This window comes from Streptococcus sp. SN-1 (genome assembly GCF_041154385.1).
GTDB classification, from domain to species: Bacteria; Bacillota; Bacilli; order Lactobacillales; family Streptococcaceae; genus Streptococcus; species Streptococcus mitis_CT.
Genome location: NZ_AP028929.1, coordinates 1,261,933 through 1,274,728, shown reverse-complemented (window position 1 = coordinate 1,274,728; position 12,796 = coordinate 1,261,933). Strand labels below are relative to the sequence as shown.

The following is a 12,796-nucleotide window of genomic DNA, read 5'->3' as shown; positions in this document are numbered from 1 at the left end:
TGATTTTCATTGAGTATAAAATGCAGAGAGTTGAGTTTTTTTTAAGGCAAATTTGGTATAATGGTTTTAATAAGGAGGAGTTTCTCATGATAAAAATCTTATTGGTTGAGGATGACTTAGGCCTGTCAAATTCAGTATTTGACTTTTTAGACGATTTTGCAGATGTCATGCAGGTATTTGATGGAGAAGAAGGTCTCTACGAAGCTGAGAGTGGCGTCTATGACTTGATTTTGCTCGATTTGATGTTACCTGAAAAAAATGGTTTCCAAGTCTTGAAAGAATTGCGTGAAAAGGGAATTACGACACCAGTTCTGATTATGACTGCCAAGGAAAGTTTGGATGACAAGGGACACGGATTTGAATTGGGAGCGGATGATTATTTGACCAAACCTTTCTACCTAGAAGAACTCAAAATGCGGATTCAGGCCCTTCTCAAACGTTCAGGTAAATTTAATGAAAACAGCTTGACTTATGGAAATATTGTAGTTAATTTGTCAACCAATACCGTTAAAGTCGAAGATACTCCTGTCGAATTGCTGGGGAAAGAGTTTGATTTACTGGTTTATTTCCTTCAAAATCAAAATGTTATTTTGCCTAAGACTCAGATTTTTGATCGTCTATGGGGATTTGATAGTGACACAACAATTTCAGTTGTCGAAGTCTATGTTTCAAAAATTCGTAAGAAATTAAAAGGAACCACTTTTGCAGAGAATTTGCAAACCTTGCGCAGTGTTGGGTATATTTTAAAAGATGTTCAGTAAACTAAAAAAAACATGGTATGCGGATGACTTTAGTTACTTTATTCGCAACTTCGGTGTCTTCACTCTGATTTTCTCCACCATGACCTTGATTATTTTACAGGTCATGCATTCGAGTCTTTATACTTCGGTGGATGATAAGCTTCATGGACTGAGTGAAAATCCTCAGGCAGTTATTCAGCTGGCAGTGAATAGGGCAACAGAAGAGATTAAAGATTTAGAGAATGCTGCCACAGATACTAGCAAGACTGAGGTGAAACCCAATGTCAGTTCTAACACAGAAGTCATTCTTTTTGATAAAAATTTTACCCAACTCCTTTCTGGAAATCGATTTTTGGGATTGGATAAAATTAAGTTAGAAAAGAAAGAACTAGGCCATATCTATCAGATTCAGGTTTTTAATAGCTATGGACAAGAAGAAATCTATCGCATGATATTGATGGAAACCAATATCAGTTCGGTTTCAACCAATATCAAGTATGCAGCTATCTTGATTAATACCAGTCAGTTGGAGCAGGCCAGTCAAAAGCACGAGAAATTGATTGTGATTGTGATGACAAGTTTCTGGATTTTGTCTTTGCTTGCCAGTCTCTATCTAGCTAGGGTCAGTGTTCGGCCCCTGCTTGAGAGCATGCAGAAGCAACAGTCCTTCGTGGAAAATGCCAGTCATGAGTTACGAACCCCACTTGCAGTTCTGCAAAATCGTTTAGAGACCCTTTTCCGTAAGCCGGAAGCTACCATTATGGATGTGAGCGAAAGCATTGCCTCTAGTTTAGAAGAAGTCCGAAATATGCGTTTTTTGACAACAAACTTGTTGAACTTAGCTCGTAGAGATGATGGCATTAAGCCAGAACTTGCAGAAGTTCCAACTAGTTTTTTCAATACGACTTTCACAAACTATGAGATGATTGCTTCGGAAAATGATCGTGTCTTCCGTTTTGAAAATCGGATTCATCGCACGATTGTCACAGACCAGCTTCTTCTGAAACAACTGATGACCATCTTATTTGATAATGCTGTCAAGTATACTGAAGAGGATGGTGAAATTGATTTTCTTATCTCGGCGACCGATCGCAATCTGTATTTACTTGTTTCTGATAATGGAGTCGGTATTTCGACAGAAGATAAGAAGAAAATTTTTGATCGTTTTTATCGAGTGGACAAGGCTAGAACCCGCCAAAAAGGTGGATTTGGTTTAGGATTATCTCTGGCCAAGCAAATTGTAGATGCGCTTAAAGGAACCATTACTGTTAAAGATAATAAACCAAAGGGAACAATCTTTGAAGTGAAGATTGCTATCCACACACCATCTAAAAAGAAAAAATAAAAATATCGCTCCAGACGGGGCGATATTTTGGATTACGTGACTTTCAGTCCGTTTCGCTAAGTCAGGTGTGATACAGGCAAACCATCCGTTTTATGGGGGGCATGATTAAAATAACATAAAAATCTTGACAGATAAACTTAAAAAATGTAAACTATTTACTGGTTAATTAATTGGTTAAATAACCAATTTAGAAAACTATTTAATCAAGTAAAGGAAGTTAAGAAAAAGCTTCATCATTTATTGAAATGAGGGATTTATGAAATTCAGTAAAAAGTATATAGCAGCTGGATCAGCTGTTATCGTATCCTTGAGTCTTTGTGCCTATGCACTGAACCAGCATCGCTCGCAGGAAAATAAGGACGATAATCGTGTCTCTTATGTGGATGGTAGCCAGTCAAGTCAGAAAACTGAAAACCTGACACCAGATCAGGTTAGCCAAAAAGAAGGAATTCAGGCTGAGCAAATTGTCATCAAAATTACAGATCAGGGCTATGTGACGTCACACGGTGACCACTATCATTACTATAATGGGAAAGTTCCTTATGATGCCCTCTTTAGTGAAGAACTCTTGATGAAGGATCCAAACTATCAACTTAAGGATGGAGATATTGTCAATGAGATCAAAGGTGGTTATATCATCAAGGTCGATGGAAAATATTATGTCTACCTGAAAGATGCAGCTCATGCTGATAATGTTCGAACCAAAGATGAAATCAATCGTCAAAAACAAGAACATGTCAAAGATAATGAGAAGGTCAGTTCAGATGTTGCTGTAGCAAGGTCTCAGGGACGCTATACGACAGATGATGGTTATGTCTTTAATCCAGCTGATATTATCGAAGATACGAGTGATGCTTATATCGTTCCTCACGGAGGTCACTACCACTATATCCCAAAAAGTGATTTGTCTGCTAGTGAGTTAGCTGCTGCTAAAGCTCATTTAGCTGGCAAAAATACGCAACCAAGTCAGTTAAGCTATTCTTCAGCAGCTAGTGACAATAACACGCAATCTGTAGCACAAGGATCAACTAGCAAGCCAGAAGGTAAGGCTGAAAATCTCCAAAGTCTATTGAAAGAACTCTACGATTCACCTAGCGACCAACGTTACAGTGAATCAGACGGTCTGGTTTTTGACCCTGCTAAGATTATCAGCCGTACGCCAAATGGAGTTGCGATTCCGCATGGCGACCATTACCACTTTATTCCTTACAGCAAGCTCTCTCCTTTAGAAGAAAAGCTTGCTAGAATGGTGCCTATCGGTGGAACTGTTTCTACAGTTTCTACAAATGAAAAACCTCATGAAGTAGCGTCTAGTCTAGGAAGTATTTCAAGCAATCCTTCTTCTTCAACGACAAGTAAGGAACTCTCTTCAACATCTGATGGTTATATCTTTAATCCAAAAGATATCGTTGAAGAAACAGCCACAGCTTATATCGTCAGACATGGTGATCATTTCCATTACATTCCTAAGACGAATCAAATTGGTCAACCGACTCTTCCAAACAATGGTCTAACAATACCTTCGCCATCACTTCTAGTCAATCCTGGTGTTTCACATGAGGAACATGAAGAAGATGGGCACGGCTTTGATGCTAATCGTATTATTGCGGAAGATGAAGCAGGATTTATCATGAGTCATGGTGACCACAATCATTACTTCTTCAAGAAGGATTTGACTGCTGATCAAATCAAGGCAGCACAAGACCACTTGAAAGGTGCAAATCCAGCAACACCAAATCCAGCTCATGATGAAGATCATCATGGACACCATCATGATGAAAACCATGATCACGGTTTTGATGCCAATCGTGTCATCAGTGAGGATGAACAAGGCTTTGTCATGTCACACGGAGATCACAATCATTTCTTCTTTAAGAAAGATTTGACAGCAGAGCAAATTAAGGCCGCACAGGATCATCTGAAAACACATCATGATGTAGAACCTGTAAAACCTCTTGCTAAAACGGTAGAGTCTTTCTCAAGAGATGCTAGTGATGAAGAAAAGATTGCTTATATCTCTAAAACTTATGGCGTTCCACTTGAAGCTATTAGAATTTCAAACGGATTCTTTGTTTTTGGAAATCCAGACCAAGCCTACGATCCAACTCATATCCATCCCTATGCTGTTCGTAAGGAACACGTTCGGATTCCTCTTCAAACTGGCAATCCAGAACTTGATTTCCTAAATGAACTTTATACTACTGCTTTGCGAGATGGTGTGTCTCCTTATAGTTTACAGGTAGAAAATGGTAGTTTTGTGATTCCTCATGGCGACCACAATCACTACATCAAGGTTCAAACGAAGGGCTATGAAGTAGCTTTGAAAAACAAGATTCCAGCCCTACAATCCAATTATCAACCTGGAGCTTTTGATGAGAAGGCAGTCTTGGAAAAAGTAGATCAACTTCTAGCTGATAGCAGAAGTATCTACAAAGACAAGCCTATCGAACAAAGACAGATTGAGTTAGCCTTAGGTCAGTTTACTGAAAACATGAAGAAACTGGCAACTAACTCTACAGCAGGTTATCTTGCGACACTTGATCTCTTTGATAAGCAATATATCCATATTGATGAGAGTGTCAAGCCTACTGAAACAAGTGCTTTAGATAAAAAATATCAAGCCTTGATTGATAAAATCAATACACTAGATACAGATTCTTATGGACTTCCTAAGAAAGACCTTCTTGTTCGACTTCAAGAAGCTAAATTGGCTAAAGATGAGGCTGCTTTAGTAGCGGTTGAATCACAACTTCAAGCTCTTCAAGACTTTAATGATCGAACAGGTGTTACAACAGTTGAATACATCAAGTACTTCTACGAACACGTAAATGACGGTCGTTTGAGTGATGAACTTCGAAACAAAGTGGCTCAGTTGACTTGGACCTTGTATCAATCTCAATCCTTCCTTAAGGCAGCAGAATTGAACAAATTATTCCCAAGTATCTATCAGGCAAAACAAGAAGTGGAAGAAGCTCTGAAAGCTCAGCCAACTACTGCGAAATCAAGTCAGACAGTTCTAGATACTGAAAAAGTTGATAATCAAAGTGCCAAGACAGCTATTTATGGCTTCTTGAAAGAATTGTATGGAGACTTTATGCCTGAAGAGCATGTGAATCATGTCAGCAAGGAACAAGTAGAAAGTCTCTTGAGCAAGGCAACTCAACTCTTAGAGCAAATCCAAGAAGAAGGAATCAGACAATCCTTGGCGGAAGAAGTAGAAAATCTCAAAGCTGCCACAAATAAGGCTGATGCAGATTTGGATGAAGTAAACAGCCAGGTGAAAGATGTCTTGACTCGTATCGCTAGTGCCCTTCAACAAGAGAAAGAAAATGCTGAGCAAGATCCTCAGACACTTGTACTCTATCAAAAACTTTACGATATCCTCATGTCACTTCACGCTTACTTAGAAAACAATAAGGGTTCTGATGAGGACTTTGATAAGGTGGATACTCTACTAGATCAACTTTCTGCTAAGAGTAAAGATAAAGCTGCTTTACTTGAATTGACAAAAGCTATTCTAGTCTTGAATCAAGAAATAAAGTCAAAAGCTAGCGCAAGTGAAGAAGCAACTCCTGCAACAAATGCTGAAGCAAATACTGATAAGACCAGTCCCGAAACTGAAACATCAGTAGCTGCAGAATCTAATAGTGAAACTGCCAGCGACGAAAACAAACCGAGCAACGCAACAGATTCTAAATCTGCTGAATCAGTTCCAGAAAAGGAAACAACAGAATCTACAACAAATACTGGAAATTAAGAAAAACCAGTAGAATAAAAAAGTTGGTAGATAAAAAGTTTGTGGTTGTAGATCTAGGAGATTTTCCCATTCAAGGCTGTTTCCTATTTCTCATTGTAATTATAAACCATGACAACATAAGAAAACGAGCATTTCCAACTGAGGAGGTGCTCGTTTTTTGATAGTTAGAAGTAGTTTTTATCCGTCTATTTAGAGTTGATTACAAGAAATTATTGACTTGAATGTGGATATAAGATTTATTCACTGATTATAATGTTTAAATAGCGTTCCAAAGCAAAGAATTATCCTCATGAGTATGAATCTTATAAATTAACGACCTCCAGACCGTGTTCTGTCAGGCGGTAGATGCTTGAACAGACCTCTTTTAAGAAACGACGGTCATGCGAAACAGTGATGATACCGCCTGGATAGGTTGCAAAGAGTTTTCTGATTTGGGGTTGAGAAGTTGGAGAAAAGTTTCGTGTAGGTTCATCCAACAGGAGAAAGTTTGGTTTGCACAAGACTAAATCCAAAAGCAGGAGTTTACCCTGTTGTCCGCCAGATAAGGAGCGAATTTGATGCTGCATTTCTGGATAACTGAAATTGAGACTGGCTAAGTGAGATTGGATTTTTTGTAGTTCCTCTTTTTCCCCAGTTTTGCTGAAATAGGCTATTGGTGATAAATCCAATTGCAGTTTTTTGTGGTAATCTTGTGGCATAAAACCAAGCGAAATTTCTCTTTTGGCGCTAAGCAGCTGTTGAAACTTGGCTAGCAGAGTCGATTTTCCAATACCATTTGGGCCGATAATACCGATTTTTTCTTGTCCACGGACAGTTAGTCGTAGTTCTTGAACCAAAACTCGCTCGCCAATAGACAAATTTTCTTTTTCCAGTTGGATTAAAACTTTAGAAGCAGGTAATGGTTGAATGTCTGAAAAGAAAAGTTGGATTTGTTCCTCTTCAAGTGGCTTTTGGGTCATGGACTGAGCTGTCTTTTCAAAGCGTTTTTCTTGAGAGAGGACATTTTTCATCTTTTTAGCCAATAGGCGACCGGCAGTACTGTCTTTAGTAGCTCGAAGCACAGTTTCTACATTTTGCTTGACTCGCCGATGTTTTTCCATGGTTTTATCGTAGGCTCTTTGGTCGTTGGCTGCTTGCTGGCTTTGTCTGGCAAAATTAGCCTTTCTCTGCTCACTATAACTATCATAGTCTAAATGCTCTACTAGTGTTTCCGCTTCTTTACGGTGCTTGACCAGTCGCAAGTGAACAATAGTGTCTGCCGTTTCAGAAAGAAAGTCCTCATCATGGGAAATGAAAATAACGGTTTGCCTCATCTTCTGTATCTGTCTTTTTAGCCAATCAACCGTTTCAAGGTCTAGGTCATTTGAAGGTTCATCTAAAAATAGAATCTCAAAGGGTTTGGCTAACTCATGGATGAGCTGAATTTTCAAAGCTTCGCCCCCTGATAGACTGCCAATCTCTTGATCGCTAGCGAAACGGTTGCTATCAAAGTGTAACTCCTCCGCCAAACGATAAAGAATGCTGTAGTCTAAATCAATAGAATCTAAAAAGAAGTAGTCGTGTAGACTTCTCTTTTTCAGCTTCTCGGGAAGTTTTTGAGGAATGTAGGCCAGAGAATGATGGTCAGACTGGATGTCTCCCTTTATAGTGAAATCAGGCAAAGCTTCCCCCATTAAAGTTTTAAGCAAGGTTGATTTGCCATTTCCTTCTTCGCCAATAATAGCGACCTTCTTTCCGTCTTGAATGCTCATGTTTAAGTCTGAGACAAGGTCTCGTAAATCTTTGTTTTGAGTGATGGTCAGGTGATTGATTTTTATCATATGAATTGCCCTTTCTAGAATGTCCATAGTGCATAACAAAAAGCTCTACTTTATCTAGTAGAGTCAAAGTTTATGTCAAAAAAACTCTATTAATACTCTTCAAAAATCTCTTCAAACCACGTCAGCGTCACCTTACCGTAGATATATGTAACTGACTTCGTCAGTCTTATCTACAACCTCAAAGCAGTGCTTTGAGCAACCTGCGGCTAGCTTCCTAGTTTGCTTTTTGATTTTCATTGAGTATAAAATGCCAGAAAAAGAGCATAAAAGAGCACACAAAAAGAGACAAAAACAAAATCTACTAAATAAAGGTTCTTTATTTGATAGACTTAGTTGTTCATGTCTCCCTTACCTCCGAGTATTAGTATCTTTATACTATACCTTTAAGGAAATTTTGTCAACAGAAAACTGGAAATTCCAAGTTCTAAAATCCAAAAACAGGTCCATAAAGAGTCAGTACGTGTTTGACATGCTCGTAATGGAATTTGTCGTAGTTTCGCCAAGCAATGCGTGCTTGGTCGTTCAGTTTTAGGCTACCGAGGCCTATCAGAAGACTGGTACGTTGGTAAAATTTCTCAAGGTCGATTAAGATACTGTTGTTCAACTTTTCCGCTTTTTTGAGCTCTTGCAGAGTAGTATTTAGCAGCTCTTGCAGTCGAATATCATCTGCCGTACCTTGTTTACAGTTTTGGTAGCTTTTATTTAACTCGGATAGGAGTTGGGTTGCATTTGTAATGAGTTCTTTGTCTTCCATAGGGGCATCATCCTTGCTATCATGTATTCTTGCCTATAGTATAGCACCAAAAAATATAGTGATAAATATATTAAAAAAATCGAATTTTAATTACAAAGTTTGGTGGGCTGATTTGTAGCCTTTTCATGGTATAATCAAGAGAGTAAATCTTTATGGAGGAAGTATGAAATTAAATATTCAAGAAATTCGTAAGCAGTCTGAAGGCTTGCATTTTGAACAAACCTTAGACCTAGCCGCAGACCTGCATGCACGTAATCAAGAAATTTTAGATGTAAAATATATCCTTGCAGTTGGGAAAGTACAGTACGAAGACCGTATGTATTTCTTAGATTATCAACTATCTTATACCATTGTTCTTGCTTCAAGTCGCAGTATGGAGCCAGTTGAGTTAGTTGAATCTTATCCAGTAACGGAAGTTTTCATGGAAGGCGCAACCAACCAGCTAGATCAGGAAGTTTTAGATGATGATTTGGTCTTGCCTATCGAAAATGGAGAACTTGACCTTGCTGAGAGCGTGTCAGACAATATCCTACTAAACATTCCTATCAAGGTCTTGACGGCTGAAGAAGAAGCTGGTCAAGGATTTGTGTCAGGAAATGACTGGCAAATCATGACTGAGGAAGAATACCAAGCTCAACAAGCAGTTAAGAAAGAAGAAAACAGTCCTTTTGCTGGCTTACAAGGACTATTTGATGGAGACGAATAATGGTCTTGTCAAAAAAACGTGCACGAAAGGTGCTGGAAGAAATCATTGCTCTGTTTCCAGATGCCAAGCCAAGTCTTGATTTTACCAATCATTTTGAACTCTTGGTTGCGGTCATGTTGTCAGCCCAGACGACAGATGCAGCGGTAAATAAGGCCACACCAGGTCTCTTTGCTGCCTTTCCAACGCCACAAGCCATGTCTGTTGCAACAGAAAGTGAAATTGCCTCACACATTTCTCGCCTGGGACTGTATCGAAATAAGGCTAAATTCCTTAAGAAATGTGCCCAACAGTTACTAGATGATTTTGATGGTCAAGTTCCTCAAACACGTGAGGGATTGGAGAGTTTGGCAGGTGTTGGTCGCAAGACAGCCAATGTTGTCATGAGTGTAGGATTTGGGATTCCAGCTTTTGCAGTGGATACTCATGTGGAGCGTATTTGTAAACACCATGATATTGTCAAAAAATCAGCGACACCGCTTGAGGTGGAAAAGCGGGTTATGGATATTTTGCCACCTGAAAAATGGTTAGCAGCCCATCAGGCCATGATTTATTTCGGACGGGCTATCTGCCATCCTAAAAATCCAGAGTGTGACCAGTACCCACAGTTATATGATTTTAGCAAGTTATAAGATGGGGTTTCAAAAGTTTTTGCTTGATTTTAAGCATGCTTTGTGCTATAGTAATTGATAATTAAATATTCCTTTAAACCTGTCCCGTGAGGCAGGCAAGGAGCGTGATAAAGTAGAAGGGTGAAGTCTATACTGTTTGTAGTAGGGCTTACTTAGCTATACATTTCAAGTCTCCTTGTTTAAGGGGACTTTTCTTTTTGGAGGTTTGTCATGAAGGCAAAAGAAGTTGTAGACGAATTGACCGTCAAACGAGCGATTACGCGTATTACTTATGAGATTATCGAACGCAACAAAGATTTGAATAAAATCGTCTTGGCTGGTATTAAAACTCGCGGTGTCTTTATCGCCCACCGTATCCAGGAACGTTTAGAGCAGCTAGAAAACCTTTCAGTTCCGGTTGTAGAATTGGATACTAAACCCTTCCGTGACGATGTTAAAAGTGGAGAAGATACTTCTTTAGTTTCTGTTGATGTGACAGACCGTGAAGTTATCTTGGTGGACGATGTGCTTTATACAGGCCGCACTATCCGTGCTGCTATTGATAATATTGTAGGTCATGGTCGTCCTGCGCGCGTGAGTTTAGCAGTTCTAGTCGATCGTGGACATAGAGAATTGCCAATCCGTCCAGATTACGTTGGAAAAAATATCCCAACCAGTCGTTCTGAAGAAATCATCGTAGAGATGGCAGAACTTGATGGCCAAGACAGAGTTCTGATTACTGAAGAAGCTTAGAAAGCTAAAGGAGTAGCCATGTCAGAAAATCAACAAGCATTGAACCATGTGGTATCCATGGAAGACCTCACTGTCGATCAAGTGATGAAATTGATCAAGCGAGGAATTGAGTTTAAAAACGGAGCTCAGCTTCCCTATGAGGACCATCCGATTGTCTCCAATCTTTTCTTTGAGGATTCTACACGGACGCATAAGTCCTTTGAAGTGGCAGAGATTAAACTGGGATTGGAACGACTTGACTTTGATGTGAAAACTAGTTCGGTTAATAAGGGTGAGACACTTTATGATACCATCCTGACTCTGTCTGCTTTAGGAGTGGATGTTTGTGTGATTCGTCACCCAGAGGTTGACTACTACAGAGAGTTAATTGCAAGTCCAACGATTACGACTTCCATTATCAATGGTGGAGATGGTTCGGGCCAACACCCTAGCCAGAGCTTGCTTGATTTGATGACCATTTATGAGGAATTTGGCCACTTTGAGGGGCTCAAGGTTGCGATTGCAGGTGACTTGGACCACTCACGTGTTGCTAAATCCAATATGCAGATTTTGAAACGCTTGGGAGCTGAACTTTATTTTGCTGGACCTGAGGAATGGAGAAGTCAAGAGTTTGCAGACTATGGACAGTTTGTAACTATTGATGAAATCATTGATCAGGTGGATGTCATGATGTTTCTTCGTGTGCAACATGAACGTCATGATAGTGGAGCTGTCTTTTCGAAAGAAGACTACCATGCTCAACATGGCTTGACTCAAGAACGTTATGATCGCTTGAAAGAAACAGCAATCCTCATGCACCCAGCTCCAGTCAATCGTGATGTAGAAATTGCAGATCACTTGGTTGAAGCACCAAAATCACGGATTGTCCAACAAATGACCAATGGTGTCTTTGTTCGAATGGCAATCTTAGAATCCGTACTGGCGAGTAGAAACGCCAACTAAAACACAAGACGTTAAAAGACGCCAGTGAGCGTCCACGAGAGGTGAAAATATGACAAAAAGACTTCTAGTATTAGAAGATGGAACAATTTTTGAAGGCAAGGCCTTCGGAGCAGATATCGATGTAACAGGTGAAATTGTCTTTAATACAGGTATGACCGGCTACCAAGAATCCATTACAGACCAGTCTTATAATGGACAAATCTTGACCTTTACCTATCCTTTGGTAGGAAATTATGGAATTAACCGTGATGATTACGAATCCATTATTCCAACTTGTAAGGGAGTTGTTGTTTTCGAAGAAGCACGTAGAGCAAGCAACTGGCGCAACCAAATGACCTTGGATGAATTTTTGAAAGCCAAGAAAATTCCTGGTATTTCAGGGATTGATACGCGTGCACTTACCAAGATTATCCGTAAGCATGGTACCATGCGAGCAACCTTGACTCATGTTGGAGATAGTATGGACCATGTGACGGACCAGCTCCAAGCGACAGTCTTGCCGACAGACAATATCAAGCAGGTTTCTACTAAAACTTCCTATCCAGCTCCAGGAGTTGGTTTGAGCGTGGTGCTAGTGGACTTTGGTCTCAAGCACTCAATCTTACGTGAACTTTCTAAGCGCAACTGTAACGTGACGGTTGTTCCGTATTCGACAACGGCTGAAGAAATTCTCCATCTCAATCCTGACGGAGTTATGTTGTCAAACGGTCCAGGTAACCCAGAAGATGTTCCACAGGCACTGGATATGATTCGCGGTGTGCAAGGAAAAATTCCAATCTTTGGTATCTGTATGGGGCATCAACTTTTTGCAATGGCAAACGGGGCTAAGACTTACAAGATGAAGTTTGGTCACCGTGGATTCAACCATGCGGTACGCGAAATTGCTACAGGCCGTGTAGACTTTACCAGCCAGAACCATGGTTATGCAGTTAGCCGTGAGGATTTGCCAGAACACTTGATTATCACCCACGAAGAAATCAATGACAAGTCAGTTGAAGGTGTGCGTCACAGATACCAACCTGCTTTCTCTGTTCAATACCATCCAGATGCAGCTCCTGGTCCTCATGATGCAAGCTACCTATTTGACGAGTTTATCGAGATGATGGAAGCTTTTAAACAATCAAACTAAGAACGAGTAAAAGCTCGTCGGAGAATTTATGTAACTGAACACGGACGGAAAGCTCGGAATTTAGAGAAACCAACTTGGATTGTCAATCCTTCCTTAGTTTCCTAAAATTCAATCGCTTTCTATTCGTCCTTTGTATCTTATTTAATGTCGCTCTGTGAGGCGACGAATAGAAAGGCAGGTCGTTTCTTTTAGTCGCTATCAGGCGAACTAAAAACTCCCTGCACTAGATTTTTTACCGAAAA

Annotated in this window: 10 protein-coding genes; 8 read left to right on the top strand and 2 right to left on the bottom strand. The window is 39.9% G+C overall.

The window, feature by feature from the left end:
• Positions 1 to 86 precede the first annotated feature (86 nt).
• The 3 genes from ciaR to ACAM22_RS05625 all read left to right on the top strand — a co-directional run bounded on the left by ciaR (position 87) and on the right by ACAM22_RS05625 (position 5,842).
• Positions 87 to 761 (top strand): two-component system response regulator CiaR, encoded by a 675-nt coding sequence (gene ciaR, locus ACAM22_RS05635; RefSeq protein ID WP_369606496.1) that lies wholly within the window; start codon positions 87 to 89, stop codon positions 759 to 761.
• Positions 751 to 2,085 carry a two-component system sensor histidine kinase CiaH gene (ciaH, locus tag ACAM22_RS05630; RefSeq protein ID WP_369606495.1) on the top strand — a complete coding sequence of 445 codons (1,335 nt, stop codon included), beginning with the start codon at positions 751 to 753 and terminating at the stop codon, positions 2,083 to 2,085. Before ciaR ends, ciaH begins: the two co-directional genes overlap by 11 nt.
• A gap of 256 nt (positions 2,086 to 2,341) precedes the next feature.
• Positions 2,342 to 5,842 carry a pneumococcal-type histidine triad protein gene (locus ACAM22_RS05625; protein WP_369606494.1) on the top strand — a complete coding sequence of 1,167 codons (3,501 nt, stop codon included), beginning with the start codon at positions 2,342 to 2,344 and terminating at the stop codon, positions 5,840 to 5,842.
• A gap of 302 nt (positions 5,843 to 6,144) precedes the next feature.
• Here the strand turns inward: ACAM22_RS05625 and ACAM22_RS05620 are convergent, their stop codons facing one another.
• Both ACAM22_RS05620 and ACAM22_RS05615 read right to left on the bottom strand, forming a co-directional pair.
• Positions 6,145 to 7,662, bottom strand: coding sequence for an ATP-binding cassette domain-containing protein (locus tag ACAM22_RS05620; protein WP_369606493.1), 1,518 nt, complete (start codon positions 7,660 to 7,662; stop codon positions 6,145 to 6,147).
• Positions 7,663 to 8,086: 424 nt separating this feature from the next.
• Positions 8,087 to 8,416, bottom strand: a complete 330-nt coding sequence (locus ACAM22_RS05615; protein WP_060805711.1) for a hypothetical protein — start codon at positions 8,414 to 8,416, stop codon at positions 8,087 to 8,089.
• A gap of 163 nt (positions 8,417 to 8,579) precedes the next feature.
• On the opposite strand from ACAM22_RS05615, the gene ACAM22_RS05610 reads away from it, so the two are divergent.
• From ACAM22_RS05610 to ACAM22_RS05590, 5 genes are all read left to right on the top strand, one after another.
• Positions 8,580 to 9,122: a DUF177 domain-containing protein gene (locus ACAM22_RS05610; protein WP_369606492.1), complete on the top strand. Its 543-nt coding sequence runs from the start codon at positions 8,580 to 8,582 to the stop codon at positions 9,120 to 9,122.
• A complete protein-coding gene (gene nth / locus ACAM22_RS05605; protein ID WP_060805713.1) occupies positions 9,122 to 9,751 on the top strand; it encodes an endonuclease III in 630 nt (209 codons plus the stop codon). Before ACAM22_RS05610 ends, nth begins: the two co-directional genes overlap by 1 nt.
• 210 nt (positions 9,752 to 9,961) lie before the next feature.
• Positions 9,962 to 10,483 (top strand): bifunctional pyr operon transcriptional regulator/uracil phosphoribosyltransferase PyrR, encoded by a 522-nt coding sequence (pyrR, locus tag ACAM22_RS05600; RefSeq protein WP_000644747.1) that lies wholly within the window; start codon positions 9,962 to 9,964, stop codon positions 10,481 to 10,483.
• A gap of 18 nt (positions 10,484 to 10,501) precedes the next feature.
• Complete coding sequence (locus ACAM22_RS05595; protein ID WP_004260121.1) at positions 10,502 to 11,425, top strand: aspartate carbamoyltransferase catalytic subunit; 924 nt, start codon at positions 10,502 to 10,504, stop codon at positions 11,423 to 11,425.
• Positions 11,426 to 11,474: 49 nt separating this feature from the next.
• Positions 11,475 to 12,554 carry a carbamoyl phosphate synthase small subunit gene (locus ACAM22_RS05590; RefSeq protein WP_077805018.1) on the top strand — a complete coding sequence of 360 codons (1,080 nt, stop codon included), beginning with the start codon at positions 11,475 to 11,477 and terminating at the stop codon, positions 12,552 to 12,554.
• Positions 12,555 to 12,796 lie beyond the last annotated feature (242 nt).

Excerpts from the sequence above, each read along its gene's own strand:
- ACAM22_RS05615 (WP_060805711.1), bottom strand. The coding sequence starts at position 8,416 with ATGGAAGACAAAGAACTCATTACAAATGCAACCCAACTCCTATCCGAG.
- ACAM22_RS05620 (WP_369606493.1), bottom strand. The coding sequence starts at position 7,662 with ATGATAAAAATCAATCACCTGACCATCACTCAAAACAAAGATTTACGA.
- ACAM22_RS05610 (WP_369606492.1), top strand. The coding sequence starts at position 8,580 with ATGAAATTAAATATTCAAGAAATTCGTAAGCAGTCTGAAGGCTTGCAT.
- pyrR (WP_000644747.1), top strand. The coding sequence starts at position 9,962 with ATGAAGGCAAAAGAAGTTGTAGACGAATTGACCGTCAAACGAGCGATT.
- ACAM22_RS05595 (WP_004260121.1), top strand. The coding sequence starts at position 10,502 with ATGTCAGAAAATCAACAAGCATTGAACCATGTGGTATCCATGGAAGAC.
- ciaH (WP_369606495.1), top strand. The coding sequence starts at position 751 with ATGTTCAGTAAACTAAAAAAAACATGGTATGCGGATGACTTTAGTTAC.
- ciaR (WP_369606496.1), top strand. The coding sequence starts at position 87 with ATGATAAAAATCTTATTGGTTGAGGATGACTTAGGCCTGTCAAATTCA.
- nth (WP_060805713.1), top strand. The coding sequence starts at position 9,122 with ATGGTCTTGTCAAAAAAACGTGCACGAAAGGTGCTGGAAGAAATCATT.
- ACAM22_RS05625 (WP_369606494.1), top strand. The coding sequence starts at position 2,342 with ATGAAATTCAGTAAAAAGTATATAGCAGCTGGATCAGCTGTTATCGTA.
- ACAM22_RS05590 (WP_077805018.1), top strand. The coding sequence starts at position 11,475 with ATGACAAAAAGACTTCTAGTATTAGAAGATGGAACAATTTTTGAAGGC.